Source organism: Planosporangium spinosum, from assembly GCF_049999945.1.
Taxonomy (GTDB): Bacteria; Actinomycetota; Actinomycetes; order Mycobacteriales; family Micromonosporaceae; genus Planosporangium; species Planosporangium spinosum.
The window spans coordinates 1-23,643 of record NZ_JBLYUB010000010.1; the positions used below are offsets into that span (position 1 = coordinate 1).

Sequence of the window (23,643 nt, forward strand, 5' to 3'; positions counted from 1 at the left end):
CATTGCGGCTTCCGAACACTCCGAGGCCGCAATGTTCGCGACATTGCGCGGATCTTGGGGGAGGGGGGCGGGCGCTCAGTGGCCTTCGAAGACCGGCCGCTCCTTGCGGACGAAGGCGAAGGTGGCGTTGCGGTGGTCGGCGGTGGCGCCGGTGGCCCTCTGCGCCTCGTACTCGGCGTCGAGGGCCTCCGCGATCGTGCCGGTGCCGCCGATCCGCAGCTGACGCTTGATCTGGGCGTACGCGACGGTCGGGCCGCTGGCCAGCCGGGACGCCAGCGCCCGCGCCGCCGGCAGTACCTCCTCGTCGTCGTCGACCATCCGGGTCAGCAGGCCGAGCCGCACCGCCTCCTGCGCGTCGATCGGCTCGGCGAGCATCAGCAGCTCGGTGGCCTTGGCGTGGCCGACCAGTCGGGGCAGCGCCCAGGACACACCCGTGTCGCCGGCCAGGCCGACGTTGGCGAACGCCATCAGGAACCCGGTACGTGGACCGCCGATGCGGAAGTCGGCGAGCATCGCCAGCGAGGCGCCGGCTCCGGCCGCCATACCGCGGACCGCGGCGACGACCGGCTTGGGCATCTCGGCCAGCGACGTCGCGATCGGGTTGTAGTGCTCACGTACGGTCGACAGCGGGTCGCTGGCGCCCTCCTCCAGCTTCCCCACGTGCTGGCGGAGGTCCTGCCCGACACAGAACGCGCGGCCCGCGCCGGTGAGGATCACCGCCCGGCATGAGTCGTCGGTGGCCAGTTCGGCGAGCGTCTCGCGCAGGGCCTCCTTGAGGGCCAGGTCGAGAGAGTTGAGCGAGTCGGGTCGGTTCATGGTGAGCGTGGCGATCCCGTCGGTGCGCTCGACGAGCAGGACATCGGTCACGGTGGTGCCTTTCTGGTCATCCGGGGACCGGCCGTCTCCGCGTCGGCCGGTCGGCGGGCGGTCGGCGCGTCGGTCGTCTGTGGGCGGGCCGGTCGTCGCCGAGCCACGATCATCTGTGGCCGAGCCACGATCATCTGTGGCCGGGCAGGCCATCTGTGGGCAGGTCATCTGGGGGCCGGGTCGGACGTGGCCACCGGCAGCCGGGAGGCAGCAAGTTCCAGGCAGCGGTCCACGAACCGGTCGGCGGCGGGGCGCAGTCGGGTGGCGTGGCTGTCGAAGAATCGGGCGGCGTCGGTGCCCGGCCAGGGATCGGGTAGCAGCTCTGACGGCAGTTGAGGATCACGGAACAGGAACGCGCGCCACGCATGTACGAGCGTGAACCGCGCCGCGTACGCATCCTCATCGTCGCTGGTGGCGCTGATCGCGCTGACCGTGGGGGTCAGTTCCCGCACGAACTCCTCGTACGCGGCGCCGATCTCGGCCAGGTCCCAGGCCCGCCGTACCAGGGAGACCGCTCCGTCGACGCCTCCGGCGTGGCTCGCGGCGAACCGCTCGAACCGGATACCCGCCTCGTTCAGTAGGGTCTCGACCTCGTCGGTGGTGCGAGCGGCCACCCACGTCGAGGCGTCGATCGAACCGTAGCCGAGGAACGACAGGTTCGACGCGATGCGCCCCCGGTCGGCGCGCTGCGCGGGCGGGTCGATCACCACCAGGTCGAACCGGCCGTCCCAGGAGTTGTCCGTGGTGCGGTAGATGCGGGCGGCCGCCTCGTCGAGCCGGCGGGCGGCCTTCGGAGTCAGCAGGTAGCCCGGTCCGGTGGACAGGCGCAGTGGGTGCAGCCAGCCCTGCCGGACCATCCGGGACACCGCGGTGCGTACCGCCGGAGCGGCGATCCCCAGCGGCGCCAGCAGGCGTACCAGGGCAGCGACCGGTGCCCGGCCGCCTCGCGGCCGGAGGTAGTCGCCGTACAGGTCGAAGAGCGCCGACCGTGCCTGCATGGCCGCATATTGTGACAGTTCTAATGTAGGGATACCAGACGCTGTCACAGCAAATCAGCCCCGGTTTGGGTCTTGGGGCCATCATCAGGGAAAATCATTGGTCGGCACCGTTTCCGGTGCTCGTTCGTGCGAACGGGTCACCGCTCGGCGCCTGCGCAGCTCACGGGTGCGGCCGGCGTGCCCGGGATCTGAACACCATAAAGTGTGAGGGGAGACAACATGGCGGCCATGAAGCCGCGGACGGGCGACGGTCCGCTTGAGGTCACCAAGGAGGGCCGCGGCATCGTCATGCGGGTCCCGCTGGAGGGTGGTGGCCGGCTCGTCGTCGAGATGACGCCCGACGAGGCCAACGCGCTGAGCGAGGCGCTGAAGTCGGCCACGGGCTGACCGCGGTTTCGGAGTCGCCGACGCCTGCCGTACCCGGACGCAACAGGTGCGGCGGGTGGTTCCATGGCGGCTGTTGGAGCGTTCCCGCATTGTCCAGCGTTTATCCGTAGCCCGACACGGGGAGTTCGGCGTGCCCCCGCGCAGAACTCCCCGTCCGCGTACCTGCGGCCGGCGGACCGGCCGGCGAAGTGTGGAGGAGGGGGCCGTGCTCGACATTCGGCTCGCGGTCGACCCGACGGTGTCAGACACCCTGGCGCTGCCGTTGCGGTACGCCAACGGGGCCGGTCCGGCGGCCAGAAAGCAGGGTACGGCTGCCGGGACCGGTCCGACGGCCGGTGGCGACGGCCCGACCGGGGCCGGTGGCGACGGTGCCACCGCCGCCGTCGGTGAGCTGCCGCCGACCGCGGGCGACGCCGACGCCGGGGTACGCGAGGAGGCGCTGGCCTTCATCGATGATGTTCGTCACTCTGGTACGGCCGGTATCGTGCACACGCTGCCCCGTCCGCTGGCCAGCCCCCGCCGGGTACTCCTGGCCGGCGTCGGCAGCGGCGACGAGGCCGGCTGGCGTGCAGCCGGGGCGGCGATCGCCCGCGCCGCCGCCCAGCAGCCCTCGGTCGTGGTCGCACTGCCCACCGGGGTCGACCCGGAAGCGGTCCGTGGCCTGACCGAAGGGATCTGGCTCGCCGCCTACCGGTTCCGGCTGGTCACCGACGCCCCGGACCGGGCGCCCCGGCTCACCAGCGTCACGGTCGTGGTGGACGAGCCCGAACGGTACGAGGCAGCCCTCGGCGTCGCCCGTGCCGTGGCCGAGTCGACCATCCTGGCCCGGGACCTGACGAACACCCCGAGCGAGCAGAAGTCACCGGCCTGGCTGGCGGACCAGATCCGCAAGGCCGCCGAGCCGTACGAGGGCCTCAGCGTCGTCGTCCGCGAACCGGCGCAACTGGCCGCCGAGGGCTTCGGCGCCGTCCTCGCCGTCGGCGGTGGCTCCACCCGGCCGCCCGCGCTGGTGGAGCTGTCGTGGCGACCGCCGCAGGCGCGCACCCACGTGGTCCTCGTCGGTAAGGGGATCACCTTCGACACCGGAGGCATCTGCATCAAGCCGCGCGACAGCATGAAGCTGATGCGCAAGGACATGGGCGGCGCTGCTGCCGTGGCCGCCGCGACGATCGGCGCCGCGGCGCTGCGCCTGCCGGTCCGGGTGACCGCGCTGGCGCCGCTCGCCGAGAACATGGCCAGCGGCGACGCCTACCGGCCCGGCGACGTCGTACGCCACTACGGCGGCATGACCACCGAGGTCCTCAACACCGACGCCGAGGGCCGGCTGGTGCTGGCCGACGCCATGGCGTACGCGGTGCGCCATCTCGAACCGGACCTGATGATCGACCTCGCCACCCTGACCGGCGCTCAGAGCATCGCCCTCGGCAAGCGCACCGCCGCGCTCTACAGCGACAGCGACACGCTCGCCGAGGCGCTCGCTGCTGCGGCGACGGCGGCCGGCGAGCGGATGTGGCGGATGCCGATGCCCGACGACTACCGCAACGATCTCGACAGTGACGTGGCCGACCTGGTCAACTCCACGCAGGTCGGTGCCGGATCGGTGATGGCGGCGATGTACCTGCGCGAGTTCGCGGGGGCGCTGCGCGACCGCTGGGCCCACCTGGACATGTCCTCGCCGGCCTGGGCCGACTCTCCGGACCGGGAACTGGCGAAGGGGGCCACCGGTTGGGGCGTGCGAACCCTGCTTCGCTGGCTCGACGCGGTCGCCGCCGTACCGGCCGGCTGAGCGCCGTACCGGCCGGCTGGGGCGCGGCGGCCGCCTGGTCCGGCCGACCCTCGCCGGCGCTCCACCCCAGCCCCGTCCGGCTCAGGCGGACCAACCAGCCGATGTGGCGCCCGTACCGCTCGCGTAACTGGGCGCCGGTAGGCGCCGGATCGCCGTAGAGCGCGTCGGCGACCGGCGGCCCACTGACGGATTCCGGTGAGCCGGGCGGCTCACTGACGGTTTCCGGCAAACCGGATCAGTCCGTCCTCGCCGACTGTCACCAGCGTGGCCAGCGACGGGAACCGCACCTGGTGCAGACCTGCGGTGACAGCGAGCACCGGCGCCATCGCGGGATCGGCGCGGGCGACGGCGAGAAAGTCGCTCACGTCGTCGTCGAGACCGAGCCAGCGGCTCACCGCTCGCTCCACCGCCGTGATCTCGGCCGGGTCGAGCGCGCTCCGCGCGTACACGGCCAGGCTGACCCCTGGCCGGTCGTCCGGCGGGCGACCCACCTTGACCACCACGGCCTCGTCCGGCTGGACTCCCGGTCGCGGGAGGGCCTCGCGGAGGCGCCCGACGGTGATCGACTGGTCGCCTACGGACGGGACGAAACCGGCCAGGGCACGGGTAGCGTGTGCGACAGCGAGCAGGGCGGGGTGGCGGCCAGTGCGCCGCGGTGCCGTTCGCTGAGTGGCGTCGTCATACGCAGACCGTGGCGCCGGGATACGACACTGTCCCGCGTCCGGAGCCGCACGGGCGTTCCGGCTCGTGGCCCCCGGTGGCGGGGGAGGGATGCCTACCGTGGCTGAGCGTCGGGTCCGTGCTGTCCGCCATTACGTGCTGTTCGGCGTCAGGCCCGCTTGACGGCGCAGAGCAGCCCGTCGCCGGTCGGCAGCAGCGCCGGGATCCACTCGTCGGCCTCCCGCAGCGCCTTAACCACCTCGCGCAGGGCCACCGTCTCCGGGTCCCGCACCGCCGGGTCGGTCACCTTGCCGTTGGCCAGGGCGGCGCCGAGCACCAGCACCCCACCGGGGCGCAGCAGTCGGGCCGCCGCGGTGACGGCCGAGGCGTACTCGTTGGCGTCGTGGTCGACGAAGACCAGGTCGTAGACGCCGTCGGCGAGCCGGGGGAGCACGTCGAGGGCGCGGCCGGTGATGATACGGGTACGCGACGGCGCGAACCCGGCCTCCGCGAAGACCCGGCGGGCCACCCGCTGGTGCTCACCCTCGATGTCGATCGTGGTGAGGACGCCGTCGGGACGCATGCCACGCAGCAGCCACACGCTGCTGACCCCGGTGCCGGTACCCACCTCCACCACCGCCTTGGCGTTGCTGGCCGCGGCGATGAAGCGCAGGGCGGCGCCTGCGGCGGGGCCGACCGGGGTCAGCGCCACCTCCCCGGCCTGTGCGCGGGCAGCGGACAGTACGGCGTCCTCGGCGACGTAGGCGTCCGCGAACTCGTGGGCGTGGGTGGCGTGATGCTGGGGAGTCCTGGTGGACGATGCGATGGCGCACCTCCTGACCGGTCGGCGATGAGTCAGGTACGAGCCTAGGGAACGGTGGGCCGGTGTGGGGGATGTCGGTACGTGTAATCCTTGTGGACGGATGGACAAAGGAGTGCCGATCGTGAGTGACCCGGGCACGCGGCGGCAGACGACCGCTGCCGAACCGTCCGGCTCGTGGGCCCGTCCCGAGCCCGGAACCGCCGTCCCGGGGGCCCAGCAGGGCCCCGTCGGCCCCACCGGCGCAGCCGGTTCGCCCTGGTGGTCCGATGCGCTGGCCGACCCGTGGCGCGATCCGGCGGCGCCCGCCGCCGTCGTGGTCACGCCGCAGACCGTCGACGCGCCCCCGCTCGAACCGCCGGAGCCACGGGAGTCCCGCGGCCTCCGCGGCGGCCTCGGCCTCGTGGTCCTGGTGTCGGTGATCACGGCGCTCATCGCCGGGGCGCTCGGCGGAACGCTCGGCTTCGTCTTCGCCAGTCGGGGTGGGATCGGGCGCGGGCCCGAGCTCGGCGGGGGCAACCCGGCGCCGCTGACCCAGCGGGCACCCGACTCGCTCGCCGGGGTGGTCAAGAAGGTGCTGCCCAGCGTGATCACGGTGAAGACGCAGTCAGCCGGCGGCACCAGCATCGGCTCGGGCTTCATCGTCTCCAACACCGGGTACGCGATCACCAACGACCATGTCGTCGCCGGGTCGTCCGGACCCACGATGGTGACGTTCAGCGACGGCAACACCGCGTCTGCCAAGATCGTCGGTAGTGACCCCGAGTCCGACGTGGCGGTGCTCAAGATCGACGCTGCCAACCTCACCCCGGTCCAGTTCGGCGACTCGGACTCCGCGCAGGTCGGCGACCCGGTGCTGGCGATCGGGTCGCCGCTGGCGCTGGCCAACACGGTGACGTACGGGATCGTCAGCGCCGTCGACCGCCCGATAGCGGCCGGTGAGGTCGGCGGCCCGACGCGGTACTACGCGGCGATCCAGACCGACGCGGCTATCAATCACGGCAACTCCGGCGGTCCCCTCGTGGACGCGGCGGGCCGGGTGATCGGTATCAACGCCGTGATCAAGTCGCTCGCCTCCGACCAGGAACAGGCCGGCAACGTGGGGCTCGCTTTCGCCATCCCGATCAACCAGGCGAAACGCCTCGCCCAGGACATCGTGGATACCGGCAAGGCGCGCCGTACCGTGATCGGAGCCGAGATCGAGGCGTCCTACCGGGGGCCGAACGGTGGGGTACGGCTGCAGAACGTCACGGCGGGTGGCCCGGCGGCGAACGCCGGCCTGCGCCCGGGCGATGTGCTGACCCGCATCGGCGGGGGCCAGATCGAGGAGCCGGGTGACCTGATCGCACTGGTTCGCAAGTACGCCCCCGGCGCCGGGGTCAGCGTCGAGTACACCCGTGACGGTGCCAAGCACAACGCGCAGGTCGTCCTCGCTGCGGATGGAAAGTAGCGGCCGCCCGGCCCCTCCCGCCGCCCCGGAGCGGGTGCGTACGCTGGCCGTGAGGTAGGGAGGCGCCATGGGGCTGGAAAACATCGGCGGCTGGGAGCTGATCCTGGTCGTCCTGGTCGGCCTGTTCATCTTCGGCCCCGACAAGCTGCCCAAGGCGATCAGCGACGGTGTCCGGATGCTGCGGCAGCTACGGCAGATGGCCCGCAACGCGACCGGTGACCTCAGCCGGGAACTGGGCACCGACATCCAGCTCGAAGACCTCCACCCGAAGACGTTCCTGCGCAAGCACGTGCTCAGCGAGGAGGACGAGGCGGCTCTCCGCAAGCCGCTGCAGGGCATCTACGACGAACTGCGCGGCACCGCCGACGGCGTCCGGGACGACCTCAGTGCGACCGCGAAGGCACTGGACGTGCACCAGCCGGCTCCGGCCGCGCCGCCGGCCCGGGCACAGGTCAGTCGGCACACCTACGACGACGCGACCTGAAATCCCGGCCCGGGCGCTCGGGGCGGCGACGCTGCCACGACCAGACACGAACAGAGCCGCACAAACAGAGCCGCACGAACAGAGCCGCACGAACAGCCCGGAGGCCCCGCCGAGAACGGCGGGGCCTCCGGCCTTGCTGTGGCTGCCTTTTCGCCGCCCGCTTACGTCGGCGACCGCCCGCTTACGTCGGCGACCGTGCGTTGACGTCGGCGACCGCGCTTACGTCAGCGGCCGGCGGGGCGCAGGTCGAGGGGCTTGCCCACCAGACTCTCCCGACGGACCGCGAGGCGGTCGGCCACGGCCTTCAACGCCTTGGCCGCCGGCGCCTCAGGGGCGGAGAGGACGATCGGGCGCCCAGCGTCGCCGGCCTCCCGTACCCGGGTGTCCAGCGGGATCTGGCCGAGCAGCGGCACCTGGGCACCGACCAGGCGGGTCAGCGACTCGGCGACGGTCTGGCCGCCGCCGGCGCCGAAGACCTCCATCCGCTCGCCGGACGGCAGCTCCAGCCAGGACATGTTCTCCACCACGCCGACCAGGCGCTGGTGGGTCTGTAGCGAGATCGCACCGGCCCGCTCGGCGACCTCTGCCGCCGCCATCTGCGGCGTGGTGACGACGAGGATCTCCGCGCTCGGCAGCAGCTGGGCCAGCGAGATCGCCACGTCACCGGTACCCGGCGGCAGGTCGAGCAGGAGCACGTCCAGGTCGCCCCAGTACACGTCGGCGAGGAACTGCTGGAGTGCCCGGTGCAGCATCGGGCCGCGCCACACCACAGCGGCGTTGCCGGCGGTGAACATCCCGATGGAGATCACCTTCACGCCGTGCGCCTGCGGCGGCATGATCATTTCTTCGACCTGCGTCGGGCGGGACTCGGTACCGAGCATGCGGGGCACCGAGTGGCCGTAGATGTCGGCGTCCACCACACCGACGGACAGTCCCTTGGCGGCGAGGGCCGCGGCCAGGTTGACCGTGACGCTGGACTTGCCGACGCCACCCTTGCCGCTGGCGACGGCGTACACCCGGGTGCGGGAGCCGGGCTGCGCGAACGGGATGACCGGCTCGGCCGTGCCGCCGCCGCGCAGGGTCGTCTGGAGGTTGCGGCGCTGCTCGTCGCTCATGACGCCGAAATCGATCTCGACGCTGCTCACCCCGGGGACCTGGGCCACCGCCGCCGTGATGTCGGTGCGCAGCTTGTCGCGCAGCGGGCAGCCGGCGACCGTCAGCAGGATCGCGATCTCGGCGACACCGTCGGGGCGTACCATCGCCGATTTGACCATGCCCAGGTCGGTGATCGGACGGCGGATCTCAGGGTCGTTGACGGTCGCGAGGGCGGCCTGGAGCGCGGCCTCGCTGGTGGTGGCGGGGGCAGACATGCCGCCAATGCTACGTCCGGCCACCCGACCAGGATCGGGACCCGGTGGGTGGGGCAGGCCACAGCGGTCCCGGGAGGCCCGGGAGTGCAGGCGGTGATCATGGAACCTCGCCGCCGGTGTCCCCGTCGCTGCCGCAGGGCCCCCGCCGGTCTTCCCGTCGCTGGCCGCCGGGCGCCCGCCGGTCTTCCGTCGCTGGCCGCCGGGCCCCCGGCGATGCCCGGTCGCTGCCGCCGGGTTGGGGCTGGACGCCGGAAGGCGGCCGGTGGGAGCATCGGTGCGGATGACGCCGCGCGCCTAGCCCCTTGAGGCGCGCGGCGCCTGCATCTGCGCGGTCGACCCGTCGTCTGTCGGCGAGTCCTGGTCGGGCTGCCCCGGACCGGGCTGCTCCGGGCCCGCGTCCGGACCGGACGCGACCGGGTCGGCGACCGGGTCGAACGCTTCCGGGTCGGCGACCGGGTCGAACGCTTCCGGGTCGGACGCCAGCGCGGCCATCTCCGGCCGGTCGTGTTCGAGCTCCTCGCCGTACCCGGCCTCCTCCACCGCCTGCCGCGCCACGCGCCGCATGTCCTTGCGCTGCTCCTTGCGCTCGTGCTTGTGCCGACGGTGCGCCGCCTCGTCCAGCTCCTCGACCAGCCGGGTCAGCTCCGAGCGGACGAAGTCGCGGGTGGCCACCTCGCCGAGGGCGATCCGCAGCGCCGCGATCTCCCGCGACAGGTACTCGGTGTCCGCCTTCTGCATCTGCGCCCGCCTGCGGTCCTCGTCCAGCGACAGCCGGTCCCGGTCGGCCTGGCGGTTCTGGGCGAGCAGGATCAGCGGAGCCGCGTACGACGCCTGGGTGCTGAAGAAGAGGTTGAGCAGGATGAACGGGTACGGGTCCCAGCGCAGGCCGAAGATCCCGACCAGGTTCAGGGCGACCCAGACGATCACGAAGATCGTCATGTAGACGATGAACCGGGCGGTACCCATGAACCGGGCGAACGTCTCGGCGAAGCGCCCGAAGGCATCCTTGTCCAGGCGCGGCAGCATGATGCGGCCCGGTTCGCGCGGCTGGTCGAGCCGTCCGGCCCGGCGGGAGTCAGCCACGGTTGCGATCTTCCCTGGTCGGCGCCGACGGGTGGCCGGCGCTCTGGGGCGTTCGCAGTGCCGGGCTCCCGGCGGTGAGGGGTTCGACGTGGTCGCGGTCGCGCCAGTCCGGTGGCAGCAGGTGGTCGAGGACGTCGTCGACGGTGACCGCGCCGACCAGCCGGTCGTTGCTGTCCACCACGGGCATGCAGACCAGGTTGTACGTGGCCATCCGCCGGGTTATCTCCGACAGCGGTGTCGCCGGGTCGAGCGGGTCGATGTCGTTGTCGACCACGCCGCCCAGCAGCGCCGACGGCATCTCCCGCAGCAGCCGCTGGAAGTGCACCACCCCCAGGTACCGGCCGGTCGGCGTCGCGTTCGGCGCCCGCGCGATGAACACCCCGGCGGCGACTGCCGGCGACAGCTGCGGTTCCCGGATCCGGGCCAGCGCCTCGGCCACCGTGGCGTCCGGCGTGAGGATGATCGGTTCGGAGGTCATCAGGCTGCCCGCGGTACCCGGCGTGTAGTCCAGCAACTGGCTGACCTTGGACGCCTCGTCCGGTTCCATCAGGTCCAGCAGCGCCTCCTGGTCCGGCTTGGGTAGCTCGGCGAGCAGGTCGGCGGCGTCGTCGGGGTCCATCTCCTCGAGGACGTCGGCGGCGCGCTCGCGCCCCAGCGCCGCGATGATCTCGACCTGGTCGTGCTCGGGCAGCTCCTCCAGGACGTCGGCGAGGCGCTCGTCGTCCAGGGCCGTGGCGACCTCGACCCGCCGGGCGTCCGAGAGTTCCTGCAGGGCGTTGGCGAGGTCGGCGGGGCGCATGCTGTCGAGGACGGCGAGCAGCCCGGCGGTACCCTGCGAGTCGGCCGCGCCGACCAGGCCGCGCACCTCGTTCCACTCCAGTTGGTGCAGGTGACCGCGGCGGGTCAGCCGGCCGGTCAGCTCCCGGACCGCCACCCGCGCCAGCGACCACTCGCCGGTACGGTCGGCCTCCATGGCGAGGTCGACGACGGTGCTGGGGTGGTCGGTGTCGACGACGGTGACCCGCCGGTCCAGCAGGTCCTCGAGCACCAGCAGCTCACCGGGGCGCTTCTCGAACCGGCGCAGGTTGAGCGTGCCGGTGTTGAGCAGGACCGCGTCGGCCTCGATCGCCGTCACCCGACCGATGGGTACGAAGATGCGCCGGCGCATCGGGATCTCGGCCACCAGCCCCACGACCCGGGGCGGCAGTTGGCCCGGACGTACCCGCACGACGGCATCCCGCACCCGCCCGACCTGGTCGCCGTTCGGGTCGAACATGGGCAGGCCGGCGAGGCGGGCGACGTACACCCTCGTCGCGGTTGTCACGTAATGCAGACTAGTCGCGTTCGATTCTCCGCACGCCGCGTCCGCGCCGCACGGAGCCCGGCGATCGTTCTAGGCTGGCGACCATGACGACGCTGCGGTACGAGGTTGTCGATGTCTTCACCGACCGGCCGTTCGCCGGTAACCCGCTGGCGGTGGTGTACGGCGCGGACGAACTGGCCGGGGCCCAGATGCATGCGCTGGCCCGCGAGTTCAACCTGTCCGAGACGATCTTCGTGCTGCCGGCGGAGGCGGCCGGGGCGACCTACCGGGTGCGGATCTTCACCCCCGGCGGTGAGATCCCCTTCGCCGGGCACCCCAGCGTCGGCGTCGCGGTGACGCTCCAGCGTGCCGGACGGTTCCCGCCCGGCACGGTGATCCAGGAGTGCGGCGCGGGACTGCTGCCGATCGTGGTCGAGTCGACCGGGCGGGCGACGCTGACCGGTGGTACCCCGACCCTCGGCCCCGAACTGGACCCGGATCCGCTGCTGGCGGCCGTCGGGCTCGGGCCGGAGGACTTCGCCGGCCCGGCGCCCCGGGTCGCCGGCTGCGGCCTGGAGTTCCCGTTCCTGTCGGTGGTGCCCGCGGCGGTGGGCAGGGCGGCGTGCGACGCCGCCGCGCTGCGCGCCGCCGGCTTCGGCGACATCGAGGTCTTCTGCTGGGATCCCGGCACGTCGACCGCCCACGCCCGGATGTTCGGGCCCGGCGTCGGCGTACCGGAGGATCCGGCGACCGGCTCCGCCGCGCTGGGCCTCGGTGTCTGGCTGGTCGGGTCCGGGCTGCTGCCCGGCGACGGCACGTCGAGTTACCGGGTGCTCCAGGGCGCGGAGATACACCGCCCCTCCACCCTGGACTGCATGGTCACCGCGGCAGGCGGGGTCGCCACCTCCGCGACGGTCAGCGGCCACGTCGTACCGGTCGCCGCGGGCGAGATCGCCGTGCCCCCGTTCATCGGCTGACCGCCGGCAAGGGCTCCTGGCGGCGTCCCGTCGTCAGGACCTCACGGTGGCGGCGTCCCGTCGTCAGGTGCTCGTGGTGGCGTCCGCCGCTGTCGTGACCGTGGCGCCGCGACGGGCCGCGCCGAGGACGACCACGGCGACGCCGGCGACCAGTACGGCCAGTCCGGGCAGGCTGCGGGCGGCGGGCACCTGGCCCAGCCAGGCCCACGCGAGCAGCGCGGCGCCCGGCACCTCCAGCAGCAGGAGTACCGAGATGGTGGTCGCTGACACCCGGTGCAGGGCGAAGTTGAGCAGCGAGTGGCCGAGCAGTTGGGGGCCCAGGGTCAGGGCGCCGATCGCGAGCCACGCGCCCGGCTCGAAACCGTGCAGGGGCACACCGCCGGCCAGGCAGCCCGCGCCGAGCACGACCGCGCAGGCGGCGTAGCAGATCGTCGTGTACACGGTGGTGCTGGTGTTCGCCCGGGCCCGTTCGCCCAGGGTGGTGTACACCGCCCCGGCGACACCGCCGGCGACCGCGAGCAGGTCTCCGGTGACCGCCGGCCCCGACACGGTGAGGTCGGCGCCGGTCGCGAGCGCCGCGCCGAGGACGGCGACGCCGATACCGGCCCAGGTCATGGCGGCGACCGGTACCCGGCGGGCGGCGGCGATCAGCGCCGCCCACACCGGCTGGGTGCACACCATGGCGGTCGCCGCGGCGGCCGTCGTGAGCTTGGCGCTGGACACGAAGGCCGCGAAGTGCGCGGCGAGCGCGACGCCGGCCAGGACGCACGCCCACCCGGTACGCCGGTCGAGCCCGCGCAGTTCGCCGCGACGCCGGGTGAGCGTCACCGGTGCGAGTGCGCCGACGGCGAGGGCGTTGCGCCAGAATGCGATGGCCAGCGCCGGAGCGGCCGCATACGCGATCAGGGGGGCGGACGACGAGACGGCCAGCACCGCGATGACGAGAGCGGCCGTGGTGGGAGCGCCGAGCGTACGCATGGCAGGTGATGGTGCCATGCGGCGCGGAGCGACCGTGCCTGACCACGGGTGCCTGCCTGGTTACGCTCGTTGCCGTTGGTTCCCTCCGGTAAGGCCTCCGCATGCACCTCGGCTCCGCCCCGCCGCGCGCGGTGGTGTTCGACTTCTTCGGCACCCTCACGACCGCCGTCCGCCGTGGCCCCCGCCACGCGGTGATCGCCCGGCGGCTCGGCTGTGACCCGGAGGCGTTCGCCGCGGAGCTGGACCGGACGTTCTACCTGCGCGCCGCCGGGCGCTACGGCGACCCGGTCGACGGGCTGCGCCGGGTCGCGTACGCCGCCGGGGGACGGCCCACCCTCGCCGAGCTCCGCGACGCCGTGGCGGCGCGCGTGGCGGCGGTGCGCGCGGACACCACGCTGCGCCCGGACGCGGTCGGCGTTCTCGCCCGGCTGCGCCGGCGCGGGGTGCCCGCCGTGCTGGTCAGCGACTGCTGGTACGAGCTGCCGGCGTTCCTGCCCCGGTTGCCGGTGGCGCCGCTGCTGGAGGGCTGCGTGTACTCGGTGCGGGTCGGCCACTGCAAGCCGCACCCCGCCACGTACCTGGAAGCGTGCCGCCAGCTCCGGCTGGACCCGGACGAGTGCCTGTACGTCGGGGACGGCGGCAGCCGCGAGCTGTCCGGTGCGCGCGACGTCGGCATGACGGCGGTCCGGCTGGCGGCTCCCGACCTGGCCGGCCATCTGGTCTTCCGGGGCGATCCGGACTGGCGCGGGCCGGCGGTCGGTTCGCTGACCGAGGTGCTGGAGCTGGTCGAGCGGGTACCGGACGGGTGAGGCCGGGCCACGGCGCCGGCCCCGGTGCGGCCGGGCCACGGCGCCGCCCGGTGCGGCGGTGCCGGCCGCGTGCTGGGCGCCGGCCGCGTGCTGGGCGCCGGCCGCATAATGCAGGGATGGAGCGCGTTCCGCTCATCGACGAGGCGATGAAGAAGGCCGCCGTGGCGTGGCTGACCGTGCCGGAGGTCGGCCCGGCCTATCCGGTGTGGTGCGTGTGGGTCGACGGCGCGCTGTACGTCGTCAGCGGCCCGGGGGAGCAGCCGGCGCCGGGCCTGGCCGAGGCTGGGCAGGTCTGCGTGACGGCGCGCGGCGACCACGGCGGGCGGATCGTGACGTGGCCGGCGGGCGTGTCGCGCCTGACGTTCGGCACGGACGAGTGGGACGCGGTCGCGCCGCAGTTGGCGGCCAAGCGGCTCAACGCCAGCGGTACGACCGACGAGATCGTGACGCGGTGGGCGGCCGAGTGCGTGGTGAGCCGGCTGACGCCGGTGGCCGAGCCCACCGAGGCGGGCCCCACGCTGCCTGCCGCGTCGCTGGCCGCGCCGCCTCCGCCGACCCCGGCGGCCCGGCCGGTCCGGCGCCCGTTCCGGCTGCACAAGGTCCGCAAGCGGTAGGCCTCTCCGCGATCGTGGATACGTGGCGGTGCCGTAGGCCCGCCACGTATCCACGATCACTGAACTAGAGGCCGACGGCCTGCGCGCTCGCCTCCCACAGCCGCGCGGCGAGCCGCGGGTCGTCCGCACCGGCGACGGCCCGGCGCAGCCGCCGCTTGGCGTAGTACCCGCCGGGGGTGATCTCCTCGGCCGGCGCGGTGGCGAGCCAGACGAGCGTGTCGGCGCCGGCTTCAGGGGTGACCAGGAACGGCGCCGCCCTGTAGAAGAGGTTCAGCCACGTGCTGCCCGCGCCGAACCGGCTCCGGACGACGCCCGGGTGGTACGACGTGGACAGCACGTCCGGCCAGCGCCGCGCCGCCTCGGCGGCGAAGAGGATGTTGGCCGCCTTGCTCGCGCCGTACGCCCGCCAGGCGCTGTACCGATCGGGGCGGCCCACCAGGTCGTCGGGGTCCGGAGGGCCGCTGCGGTGCGCGTCGGACGCGGTGTTCACCACGCGGCCGCCGCGCAACCGGTCCCGCAGCAGGTTGGTGAGCAGGAACGGCGCCAGGTGGTTAGCCTGGATCGTGGCCTCGAAGCCGTCGGGTGTGGTCGCGTACGAGTGGACCAGACCGCCCGCGTTGTTGGCCAGCACGTCGATCGTGGGATAGCGGTCGGCGAGGTGCGATGCGAGTGTCCGGACGTCGTCGAGCCGGTTGAAGTCGGCCTGGACACTGTCGGGTGCCCGGCCGCCGGCCGCGCGTACCCGGTCCACCGCCTCCGCGAGCCGGCCCGGGTCCCGCCCGACCACGACGACCCGCGCGCCACCGCGTGCGAACGCCTCCGCGGCGGCGAGGCCGACGCCGGAACTCGCACCGGTCACCACGACCGTGAGATCTTCCACAGCTCTGTTCTCCCCGATCACACGGCACGATTACGGTTGAGTAACCAACTTACCGATCCTTAAGGAGCCGTTCGATATGGGCGCTCTCGGACGACCCCGCCGGTCGTGCCTCGCCGTTCCGGGTTCGAGCGTAAAGATGCTCGGCAAGGCGCAGGGCCTCCCGGCCGATCAGGTCTTCCTCGACCTCGAGGATGCCGTGGCTCCGCTGGCCAAGCCGGATGCCCGCAAGAACATCGTGGCCGCCCTCAACGAGGGCGACTGGAACGGCAAGGTACGGGTGGTGCGCGTCAACGATCTCACCACACCGTGGACGTACCGCGATGTGATCGAGGTCGTGGAGGGCGCCGGCGCCAACCTCGACGCGATCATGCTGCCGAAGGTGCAGACGGCCGCGCAGGTGCAGTGGCTGGACCTCACGCTCACCCAGATCGAGAAGACGATGGGGCTGCCGGTCGGCGGCATCGGTATCGAGGCGCAGATCGAGAACGCCGCCGGTCTGGTCAACGTCGACGCGATCGCCGCGGCGTCGCCCCGCGTCGAGACCATCATCTTCGGCCCCGCCGACTTCATGGCGTCCATCAACATGAAGTCCCTGGTGGTCGGCCAGCTCATCCCGGGGTACCCGGCCGATCCGTACCACTACATCCTCATGCGCATCCTGATGGCCGCCCGGATGCACGACCTGCAGGCCATCGACGGGCCGTTCCTGCAGATCCGCGACATCGAGGCGTTCACCGAGGTTGCCAAGCGCAGCGCGGCGCTCGGCTTCGACGGCAAGTGGGTGCTGCACCCGGGCCAGATCGACGCCGCCAACGAGGTGTACTCGCCGTCCCAGGCCGACTACGACCACGCCGAGCTGATCCTGGACGCGTACGAGTACTACACCTCCGAGGCCGGCGGCAAGCTCGGCGCCGTGATGCTCGGTGACGAGATGATCGACGAGGCCTCGCGCAAGATGGCGCTCGTGGTGGCCGGCAAGGGACGGGCCGCGGGCATGTCGCGGACCAGCATGTTCACCCCGCCCGACAAGAGCTGACCCGCTCCGTGGGAGAACCGGCCGGCCGTCCCCGGACGGTCCGGCCGGTTCGCTCAGTAGTTCATCGTGGTGTCGCTGTTGACCGCCAGGATGATCATCACGATCATGAAGCCGATGTAGAGCAGGCCCAGGCCGGTGATGATCCAGCCGACGATGATGCCGGTCAGGGCCATGCCGGCGCCGCCCTCGCCGCGCTCGCGGATCTGCTTACGGGCGACATGTCCCATGATCGCGCCTACCGGCGCGGTGATGCCGCAGCCCAGGCCGACCAGCGACAGGATCATCGACACCATCGCCAGGGTGTTGGTGGGCGGAGCCGCCGGTACCGGAGCGCCGTAGCCGTAGCCGTAGCCGTACGCGGGCTGGGCGGGGTAGCCGGCCGGGCTGCCCGGTGCGGCGTATCCCGGGGTGGTGGCGTACGGATCGGTGTAGCCCGGTGCGCCCGTGGTGGCGGCGTACGGGTCGGCGTAGGGCTGTTGGCCCGGCTGCTGCTGGTCCGGTTGCGACTGCTGCTGCGGCGGGTATGGTTGCTGCTCGGCCGGCGGCCAGGGCGGGTTCTGCCAACTCTCCGGCTGCTGCGGCGGCTGTGTCATGTGGTTGCTCCGTATGCTCACGAGGCGCGGCATGCGGCCGCGACCCACCGTCCTTCGACGCCGGGCTTCGCCAGGGTAGCGGCCGGTGCCCGTTCCGACTGTCCCCCGGTTCGGCTCATCCTCTGCGCGCAACATTCGCGTTGTCGTTGCCCCGCACCTCCGTAACGGGCAGGATCGCTGGCATGGCACCTGATTCGCGACGCGATGTCGCGGCCGGCGCGAAGAGCGGCCGGCGCGACGTCAGCCGGCCAGGCCAGGCCCGGCGTACCCTCCGGGCGGTCCCCAACGGCGAGCAGCCCGAGGACGTACCGGCCGTGACCGAGCAGTCCGCCCCGTTGGCGACCGACCGGCTTGACGGCAAGGTGGCGCTGGTCACCGGCGCCGGCAGCCCGGACGGTATCGGTTACGCGACGGCCCGCCGGCTGCGCGCGCTCGGCGCCACCGTCGCGATCGTGTCCACCACCCGGCGCATCCATGAGCGGGCGGGCGAGCTGGGCGTCACCGGCTTCGTCGCCGACCTGACCGTGGAGGCGGAGGTGGGTGCGCTCGCCGACGCGATCGGCGACCAGTTGGGCGCCGTCGACATCGTCGTCAACAACGCCGGCCTGGCCAGCAAGGCCAGCCCCGAGGTGCTGCGGCCGGTCGCCCAGTTGACCTACGACGAGTGGCGCGCCGAGATCGACCGCAACCTCAGCACGGCGTTCCTGGTCAGCCGTGCTTTCGTCGGCGGGATGGCCGAGCACGGCTGGGGGCGCATCGTCAACCTGGCCGCCACCGCCGGGCCGGTGAACGCGCTGCCGGCCGAGGCCGGGTACGCGGCGGCCAAGGCCGGTGTGGTCGGCCTGACCCGGGCGCTCGCCATGGAACTGGTGGCCGACGGCATCACCGTCAACGCGGTGGCGCCCGGCATCATCCACACCGGCGCGTCCACCCTCGTGGAGCTCAAGCAGGGGTACGGCACCCCGATGGGGCGTCCCGGCACCCCCGACGAGGTGGCCGCCACGATCGCGTTCCTGTGCTCACCGTCGGCGTCGTACATCACCGGCCAGATGCTCATCGTCGACGGCGGCAACAGCGTGCAGGAGGCGCAATACCGGTAGCTACCGGGAGCCGTTGGCGTGCGGGATGACGTTGAGGGCGCCGCAGCACAGGCACACGCTCAGCGCGAGCCAGAGGTACCCGAGGACGAGCCCGGCGGTGGCCAGCCCGCTGCCGCCCTCGCCGGTACGCGCGATCTGGCGCTTCCCGACGTGGCCGAAGATGATCGCCAGCGGCCAGAACACGAACGCGAAGACCAGGGACAGGATCGCCATCGCGTTGGTGGGGCGGGGCGCCGGTGGTACGGGCTGGTGTGCGCCGGCGACGTCGTACCCCACCGGGGCGTATGCCGACGGCGGGTAACCGGGGTCGCCGTATCCGGGGACGCCGTACCCGGCGGCGGACACGATCGGCGCACCGTACGGGTCGATCAGCGTGGGCGGCTCGACCGGACCGCCCAGGGGCTGCGTGGGCTCATCGCCGTGGGGCTGCGTGGGCTCATCGCCGTACGTCGACGTCACCGGTCAACCGTAGCCGTCAGGCGCATCATTGCGGGTGGCGGGATTTCCGGTGACGGTATTCACAGCATCAGCGGTCGCAGGTGACCTGTCAGTAACTTAATCTGCGTTCAACAGTGCGGCAGCGCGTGCCGTCGCGTCGTCCACCGGCAGCGCCGTCTCCGCGCATTGCGCCTTCACCCCATAGCGCCCTGGAGGGTCACCATGGCACGCCTCGCCCAGACGCCCGGCCTGACCGACGTCCAGCAGTCGATCCTGGAAACCGTCCGGGAGTTCGTGGACAAGGAGATCATCCCGCACGCGCAGCACCTGGAGCACGCCGACGAGTACCCCGAGGACATCGTCGCCGGGATGCGGGAGATGGGACTGTTCGGCATCACGATCGACGAGGAGTACGGCGGGCTGGGGGAGTCCCTGCTGACCTACGCCCTCGTCGTCGAGGAGCTGTCGCGCGGCTGGATGTCGATCTCCGGCATCATCAACACCCACTTCATCGTCGCGTACCTGATCTCGCACCATGGTTCACCGGAGCAGAAGCGGTACTTCCTGCCGAAGATGGCCGAGGGTGCCGTCCGGGGCGCCTTCTCGATGTCGGAGCCGGGCTGCGGCTCGGACGTCTCGGCGATCCGTACCAAGGCGGTCCGTGACGGTGACCGGTTCACCATCGACGGCCAGAAGATGTGGCTGACCAACGGCGGGCAGTCGTCGGTGGTCGCGACCCTGGTCAAGACGGACCTCGGTGCCGAGACCGTGTACGGGAACATGACGACCTTCCTGCTGGAGAAGGAGCCCGGCTTCGGCGAGACCGCGCCCGGGCTGACCATCCCCGGCAAGATCGAGAAGATGGGGTACAAGGGCGTCGAGACGACCGAGATGGTCCTCGACGGTCACGTCGTACCGGCGACCGCCGTCCTCGGCGGTGTCGACGCCGGCCTCGGCCGCGGCTTCTACCAGATGATGGACGGTATCGAGGTTGGCCGGGTCAACGTCGCCGCCCGTGCCTGCGGCATCTCCATCCGCGCCTTCGAACTGGCCGTCGCGTACGCCCAGCAGCGGCAGACCTTCGGCAAGCCGCTCGCCGGCCACCAGGCGATCGCGTTCAAGCTCGCCGAGATGGGTACCAAGATCGAGGCGGCGCACGCCCTGATGGTCAACGCCGCCCGACTGAAGGACGCCGGCAAGCGCAACGACGTCGAGGCCGGTATGGCGAAGCTACTGGCCAGCGAGTACTGCGCTGAGGTGGTGCAGGAGGCGTTCCGCATCCACGGCGGCTACGGCTACTCCAAGGAGTACGAGATCGAGCGGCTGATGCGCGAGGCGCCGTTCCTGCTCATCGGCGAGGGTACGTCCGAGATCCAGAAGACCATCATCTCGCGGGGCCTGCTCAAGGAGTACAGGCAGCGCTGACGCCCGTGTCGGTACGGTCGGCACCGCTTCGGGGAGTCCGGTGGCCCCGGACCCCGGAAAGCGGTGCCGACCGGCACGCTCAGGCCGGTTCGATGTTGCGGGTGAGGCTGGCGTGCGCGCGGACCACCGCGATGCACTGGTCTTCGACGTAGTCGATGCCCGCTTCCTCGGCGATCTCGCGGGCCTCGGGCGACGTGATGCCCTGCTGCAGCCACACCGCCTTGGCGCCGATCGCGATGGCCTGCCGCACGACCTCGGCGGCCTCCGCGCTCGGGCGGAAGACGTTGACCAGGTCCACCGGTTCGGGGATCTCGGCCAGCACCGGGTAGGCGCGCTGCTCCCAGATCTCATCCACGTACGGGTTGACCGGGATGACCCGCCAACCGTGGCGCAGCATCTGCGCCGGCACCTCATGTGCCGGCTTGTCGGGGTCACGGGAGGCGCCGACCACCGCGATGGTGACCGACTCTCCGAGAATCTGCCGTGCGGTCCTCACCTGCGAAAGGTTAGCTCGGTTCGGCCGACTCTGCCGACAATCCACTGTGGACGTGTTGGTGGCGGGCCGGGTGGCCGTCCGACCGCTCGGCCACCGACCGCTCCTGTTCGGTCGCGAGGAGTTCCCGCACCCGCTCCTGCTCGTCCGCGCCGCCGATAGCCGCCCGCCGTTCCGGATGGGCGACGTAGTAGTCGATCACGTTCATCAGGTGGAGCAGATTCACCCCGGTCGTCACCTCCGGCCACGACCACCTCCACCGGCGGCCCTTCACCCCGAGGTCGAGAGCGCTCCGCGCCCCGGCCGCCCGTACCACCGTCGACCCGACGGCGTCCCAGGCGACGGTCCGGCGTACCGGGTAGCCACGCACGACACCGTCCGCGGTCAGGGCGACGGTCGGCGCCCCCGTCGCGAACCGAACCGCCACGACGAGCGCGGCGGCCACGACCAGCCCGACGGCGACCAGCGCCCACCAGGTGCTGACCAGCAGCACCGCCACCACGACCCCGTACGTGAGGAAGCCGCCCAGCCGCGGACACGTCACCCGGTGGACCGGCGGCGCGGCGAACGCGGGACGGCCACCCAGCCGGGTCACCGCCAGCGCGGCGGGCGGCGGGACGCCCCGCCCTGCCGCGCGCAGACTGCCCAGGAACGCCAGCCCGAAGAACGGCCACGCCAGCACGAGCCCGTACCGGCGCACCGCGTCCGGGCCGCCGGCGGCGTAGACCCCGGCGGCCGCGACGAGCGCGGCGACGAACGGGCCGAAGAGCCAAGCCAGCTCACTCCGGGTCGGGCGCGGCATCGCAGTCGGCGGCATGGGCCGAGAATAGGCGGACGCCACTACAGCAGGGTCAACTGCTCAGCTTCCGGACCGCCGCCGGCCGGACCGCCGCCGGCCGGGCCGCCGCCGACGGGGCCGGCACCCCGGGCGCCGGCCCCGAGCACCCGCACCTCCTGCGGGCTGGCCAGCACCTGCCGGGCGGTGTTGGTGCCACCGGAGCGCAGTCCGTACCGGCGCGCCGCCTGCCGCACCCGGGCCGTCAGCTCCCGCTGGTACCCCTGGCCGAGGTACGCGCCGTCGCGGTACCACTCGCGGTAACGCGGCAACAGGTCCGGCCGCTCCCGGGCGAGCCAGGCCAGGTACCACTCCCGCGCGCCGGGCCGCAGATGCAGCCCCAGCGGCACCACGCTGGCGGCACCCGCGGCCGCGATCGCGTCCACCGTCTCGTCGATGGACTCCGCGGTATCGGAGATGCCCGGCAGGATCGGCGCCATCAGCACCCCGACCGCGAAACCCTCGTCGGACAGCCGCCGCACCACGTCCAGGCGGCGACGGGGGCTCGGGGCGCCCGGCTCGACCGAGCGCCACAGCGCCTCGTCGACGAAGCCGACCGACATGGACAGTCCGACCCCGGTGACCTCGGCGGCCTGCTTTAGCAGGTCGAGGTCGCGCAGAATCAGGGTGCCCTTGGTGAGGATCGAGAACGGGTTGGCGAAGTCGCGCAGCGCGGCGAGGATGTCGCGCATCAGCCGGTACCGACCCTCGGCCCGCTGGTAACAGTCCACGTTGCTGCCCATCGCGATCTGCTCGCCCCGCCAGCGCGGTGATGCCAGTTCCCTGCGCAGCAGCTCACCGGCGTTCACCTTCACCACGACCCGGGTGTCGAAGTCGTGACCGGCATCGAGGTCCAGGTACGTGTGCGTGTGACGGGCGAAGCAGTTGTGGCTGACCACCCCGTTGGCGATGAAGTCTCCGGTGCCGGTCGTGATGTCGTAGAGCGGGAGATCGAGCTCGAGTGACTCGATCGACACGACCCCGAGCTTCGCCTTGCTCTTGATGGCCGTGCCGTCGATCGTGCGCTTACGGGTGATCGCCGGATCGACGCTGTGGAAGAAGCGGAGGTGCTCGGACAGTCCACCACGGACCCGGACGTGACACAGACCATTCGCGTGGTTGGTCCGTTCCAGAACCGGATCGAAGCCGAAGTGCCGCAGGCAGCCGAGGGTCCACCGGAGCATGTCGGGATCAGTGTCCGTGATGCGCAGGACGCGTCCGCTGTTCCCACCTTCCGCGTCGAAGATGCCGGCCAGGAACCCGAGGCGCCAGTCGTCGTCCGGCTGCTCCGGCCAGCGGATCAGCTTGCGGAGCGTGGCGACCGCCGGTTGGCCCGATGCCCGGATCGCCGAAGCGTCCTGCCTGCTCCCGGTCGCCTGCTGGAAGACGAACTCCGCGGTGGGAACGTGGAAGTCGGCGAGGTAGTCACGTGCCCGGTCCAGCGCCTCCCGGTCGAGGGCCAGCCGGAAGCGGTGGACTCTCTCCTCCGCGTAGGTGTACGGCCCGACGTGGCCAGCTCCGCGGATCATGCCGCACAGGTAGCCCCGCCGGTACTCCGGCGAGTCCTTCGGTGGCGGGGCGAACTGCCCCGTACCCATCAGCTTGTTGCCGGTCGTCAGGTGCGGCCGGCGCGCCGCGCCCTGGTGCCCACCGGTCACGAACGTCCAACCCCGCTCGGTCAGGAACCGGTGGTCGCCGCTCGTGACGAGTCGCGTGCCGTCCTCCAACGTCAGCCGGTACGCCGGCTTGACCGTCGACCAGTGGGCCAGGACCTCGGTCGGCACGTAGCGGCGGTAGTCGCCCTCCTGGACCGTGCCGTAGATCCGGTCGCCCACCTTGAGGTCCGCGATCGGCTTCGTGCGGCCGTCCGCCATCAGGACGGGGGTGTCGCCGGTCAGGCAGTAGGCACACGCATGACTGCATCCCCGGTACGGGTTGAGCGTCCACTCGAACGGAACCCGGGAGGTGCCCGGCACCCGGTTGATGATGGACTTCGCGCGCACCTCGTAGAAGGTCATGCCGCGGAACTCGGGTGTGTCGAACGTGCGCGCGACGGCCCCGGCGATCGGGATGGGCAGGGCGGGCTCGCCGTCGGGGGCGGTGCCGTTGCTGCCGCCTCCGGCAGCGGTGCCGTCCGCGCCCTTGCCGCTCGTGCCGTTGATCGAAAGGTTCTCCCAGCGCACCCGCCTATTCGAACACTAGTTCGACCGGCTGTCCAGCGGGCGCGCCGGGACGTGGGGTGGTGCGGTGACGTGGG

At 72.3% G+C, this 23,643-nt stretch carries 24 protein-coding genes; 10 read left to right on the top strand and 14 right to left on the bottom strand.

What is annotated here, in order from left to right:
- Positions 1 to 75 precede the first annotated feature (75 nt).
- A complete protein-coding gene (locus ACNTMW_RS15190; RefSeq protein WP_426634204.1) occupies positions 76 to 867 on the bottom strand; it encodes an enoyl-CoA hydratase-related protein in 792 nt (263 codons plus the stop codon).
- 164 nt (positions 868 to 1,031) lie between these two features.
- The gene (locus ACNTMW_RS15195) at positions 1,032 to 1,865 is read right to left on the bottom strand and encodes a PaaX family transcriptional regulator (RefSeq protein ID WP_426634205.1); all 834 of its coding nucleotides are present in this window, start codon (positions 1,863 to 1,865) and stop codon (positions 1,032 to 1,034) included.
- A gap of 219 nt (positions 1,866 to 2,084) precedes the next feature.
- On the opposite strand from ACNTMW_RS15195, the gene ACNTMW_RS15200 reads away from it, so the two are divergent.
- Positions 2,085 to 2,252, top strand: a complete 168-nt coding sequence (locus ACNTMW_RS15200) for a DUF3117 domain-containing protein (RefSeq protein ID WP_167924232.1) — start codon at positions 2,085 to 2,087, stop codon at positions 2,250 to 2,252.
- Between the two features lie 205 nt (positions 2,253 to 2,457).
- Positions 2,458 to 4,038, top strand: a complete 1,581-nt coding sequence (locus ACNTMW_RS15205) for a leucyl aminopeptidase (RefSeq protein WP_426634207.1) — start codon at positions 2,458 to 2,460, stop codon at positions 4,036 to 4,038.
- 209 nt (positions 4,039 to 4,247) lie between these two features.
- On the opposite strand, the gene ACNTMW_RS15210 is transcribed toward ACNTMW_RS15205, so the two are convergent.
- Positions 4,248 to 4,529: a DNA glycosylase family protein gene (locus tag ACNTMW_RS15210; RefSeq protein WP_426634208.1), complete on the bottom strand. Its 282-nt coding sequence runs from the start codon at positions 4,527 to 4,529 to the stop codon at positions 4,248 to 4,250.
- Positions 4,530 to 4,867: 338 nt separating this feature from the next.
- Complete coding sequence (locus ACNTMW_RS15215; RefSeq protein WP_426634209.1) at positions 4,868 to 5,410, bottom strand: O-methyltransferase; 543 nt, start codon at positions 5,408 to 5,410, stop codon at positions 4,868 to 4,870.
- Between the two features lie 232 nt (positions 5,411 to 5,642).
- Between ACNTMW_RS15215 and ACNTMW_RS15220 the strand changes: the two genes are divergently transcribed.
- Both ACNTMW_RS15220 and ACNTMW_RS15225 read left to right on the top strand, forming a co-directional pair.
- Positions 5,643 to 6,968, top strand: coding sequence for a S1C family serine protease (locus ACNTMW_RS15220; protein ID WP_426634210.1), 1,326 nt, complete (start codon positions 5,643 to 5,645; stop codon positions 6,966 to 6,968).
- Between the two features lie 67 nt (positions 6,969 to 7,035).
- Positions 7,036 to 7,452, top strand: coding sequence for a Sec-independent protein translocase subunit TatB (locus ACNTMW_RS15225; RefSeq protein WP_426634211.1), 417 nt, complete (start codon positions 7,036 to 7,038; stop codon positions 7,450 to 7,452).
- 224 nt (positions 7,453 to 7,676) lie between these two features.
- Here ACNTMW_RS15225 and ACNTMW_RS15230 read toward each other — a convergent pair whose 3' ends face one another.
- The 3 genes from ACNTMW_RS15230 to ACNTMW_RS15240 all read right to left on the bottom strand — a co-directional run bounded on the left by ACNTMW_RS15230 (position 7,677) and on the right by ACNTMW_RS15240 (position 11,229).
- On the bottom strand, positions 7,677 to 8,822 hold the full coding sequence (locus ACNTMW_RS15230; protein ID WP_426634213.1) for an Mrp/NBP35 family ATP-binding protein: 1,146 nt from the start codon (positions 8,820 to 8,822) through the stop codon (positions 7,677 to 7,679).
- Between the two features lie 294 nt (positions 8,823 to 9,116).
- Positions 9,117 to 9,905 carry a DUF1003 domain-containing protein gene (locus ACNTMW_RS15235; protein ID WP_426634214.1) on the bottom strand — a complete coding sequence of 263 codons (789 nt, stop codon included), beginning with the start codon at positions 9,903 to 9,905 and terminating at the stop codon, positions 9,117 to 9,119.
- Complete coding sequence (locus tag ACNTMW_RS15240; protein ID WP_426634215.1) at positions 9,898 to 11,229, bottom strand: magnesium transporter MgtE N-terminal domain-containing protein; 1,332 nt, start codon at positions 11,227 to 11,229, stop codon at positions 9,898 to 9,900. The genes ACNTMW_RS15235 and ACNTMW_RS15240 overlap by 8 nt, the downstream gene beginning before the upstream one ends.
- Positions 11,230 to 11,312: 83 nt before the next feature.
- Between ACNTMW_RS15240 and ACNTMW_RS15245 the strand changes: the two genes are divergently transcribed.
- Positions 11,313 to 12,185, top strand: a complete 873-nt coding sequence (locus ACNTMW_RS15245; RefSeq protein WP_426634216.1) for a PhzF family phenazine biosynthesis protein — start codon at positions 11,313 to 11,315, stop codon at positions 12,183 to 12,185.
- A gap of 63 nt (positions 12,186 to 12,248) precedes the next feature.
- Here ACNTMW_RS15245 and ACNTMW_RS15250 read toward each other — a convergent pair whose 3' ends face one another.
- Complete coding sequence (locus ACNTMW_RS15250) at positions 12,249 to 13,181, bottom strand: DMT family transporter (protein WP_426634217.1); 933 nt, start codon at positions 13,179 to 13,181, stop codon at positions 12,249 to 12,251.
- Positions 13,182 to 13,264: 83 nt separating this feature from the next.
- Here ACNTMW_RS15250 and ACNTMW_RS15255 point away from each other — a divergent pair, with 83 nt between their 5' ends.
- The gene (locus ACNTMW_RS15255) at positions 13,265 to 13,972 is read left to right on the top strand and encodes an HAD family hydrolase (protein WP_426634218.1); all 708 of its coding nucleotides are present in this window, start codon (positions 13,265 to 13,267) and stop codon (positions 13,970 to 13,972) included.
- Between the two features lie 116 nt (positions 13,973 to 14,088).
- Positions 14,089 to 14,586: a hypothetical protein gene (locus ACNTMW_RS15260; RefSeq protein WP_426634219.1), complete on the top strand. Its 498-nt coding sequence runs from the start codon at positions 14,089 to 14,091 to the stop codon at positions 14,584 to 14,586.
- A gap of 64 nt (positions 14,587 to 14,650) precedes the next feature.
- Here the strand turns inward: ACNTMW_RS15260 and ACNTMW_RS15265 are convergent, their stop codons facing one another.
- Positions 14,651 to 15,466: an SDR family NAD(P)-dependent oxidoreductase gene (locus tag ACNTMW_RS15265; RefSeq protein ID WP_426634220.1), complete on the bottom strand. Its 816-nt coding sequence runs from the start codon at positions 15,464 to 15,466 to the stop codon at positions 14,651 to 14,653.
- 76 nt (positions 15,467 to 15,542) lie between these two features.
- Between ACNTMW_RS15265 and ACNTMW_RS15270 the strand changes: the two genes are divergently transcribed.
- Entirely contained in the window at positions 15,543 to 16,502 is a 960-nt protein-coding gene (locus tag ACNTMW_RS15270; protein WP_426634221.1) for an HpcH/HpaI aldolase/citrate lyase family protein, read from the top strand.
- Between the two features lie 53 nt (positions 16,503 to 16,555).
- Here ACNTMW_RS15270 and ACNTMW_RS15275 read toward each other — a convergent pair whose 3' ends face one another.
- Positions 16,556 to 17,095 (bottom strand): DUF4190 domain-containing protein, encoded by a 540-nt coding sequence (locus tag ACNTMW_RS15275; RefSeq protein ID WP_426634222.1) that lies wholly within the window; start codon positions 17,093 to 17,095, stop codon positions 16,556 to 16,558.
- A 182-nt stretch (positions 17,096 to 17,277) separates the two neighbouring features.
- On the opposite strand from ACNTMW_RS15275, the gene ACNTMW_RS15280 reads away from it, so the two are divergent.
- Positions 17,278 to 18,195 carry an SDR family NAD(P)-dependent oxidoreductase gene (locus tag ACNTMW_RS15280; RefSeq protein ID WP_426634223.1) on the top strand — a complete coding sequence of 306 codons (918 nt, stop codon included), beginning with the start codon at positions 17,278 to 17,280 and terminating at the stop codon, positions 18,193 to 18,195.
- On the opposite strand, the gene ACNTMW_RS15285 is transcribed toward ACNTMW_RS15280, so the two are convergent.
- Positions 18,196 to 18,654, bottom strand: coding sequence for a DUF4190 domain-containing protein (locus ACNTMW_RS15285; RefSeq protein WP_426634224.1), 459 nt, complete (start codon positions 18,652 to 18,654; stop codon positions 18,196 to 18,198).
- Between the two features lie 201 nt (positions 18,655 to 18,855).
- Between ACNTMW_RS15285 and ACNTMW_RS15290 the strand changes: the two genes are divergently transcribed.
- On the top strand, positions 18,856 to 20,058 hold the full coding sequence (locus ACNTMW_RS15290) for an acyl-CoA dehydrogenase family protein (protein WP_426634225.1): 1,203 nt from the start codon (positions 18,856 to 18,858) through the stop codon (positions 20,056 to 20,058).
- Positions 20,059 to 20,137: 79 nt separating this feature from the next.
- Here the strand turns inward: ACNTMW_RS15290 and ACNTMW_RS15295 are convergent, their stop codons facing one another.
- From ACNTMW_RS15295 to ACNTMW_RS15305, 3 genes are read right to left on the bottom strand one after another with little or no spacing between them, the layout of a single operon-like run.
- Entirely contained in the window at positions 20,138 to 20,554 is a 417-nt protein-coding gene (locus tag ACNTMW_RS15295) for a CoA-binding protein (protein WP_426634227.1), read from the bottom strand.
- A gap of 10 nt (positions 20,555 to 20,564) precedes the next feature.
- Positions 20,565 to 21,368, bottom strand: coding sequence for a hypothetical protein (locus tag ACNTMW_RS15300; protein WP_426634228.1), 804 nt, complete (start codon positions 21,366 to 21,368; stop codon positions 20,565 to 20,567).
- Positions 21,369 to 21,391: 23 nt separating this feature from the next.
- Positions 21,392 to 23,569, bottom strand: a complete 2,178-nt coding sequence (locus ACNTMW_RS15305; protein ID WP_426634229.1) for an intein-containing Rv2578c family radical SAM protein — start codon at positions 23,567 to 23,569, stop codon at positions 21,392 to 21,394.
- Positions 23,570 to 23,643 lie beyond the last annotated feature (74 nt).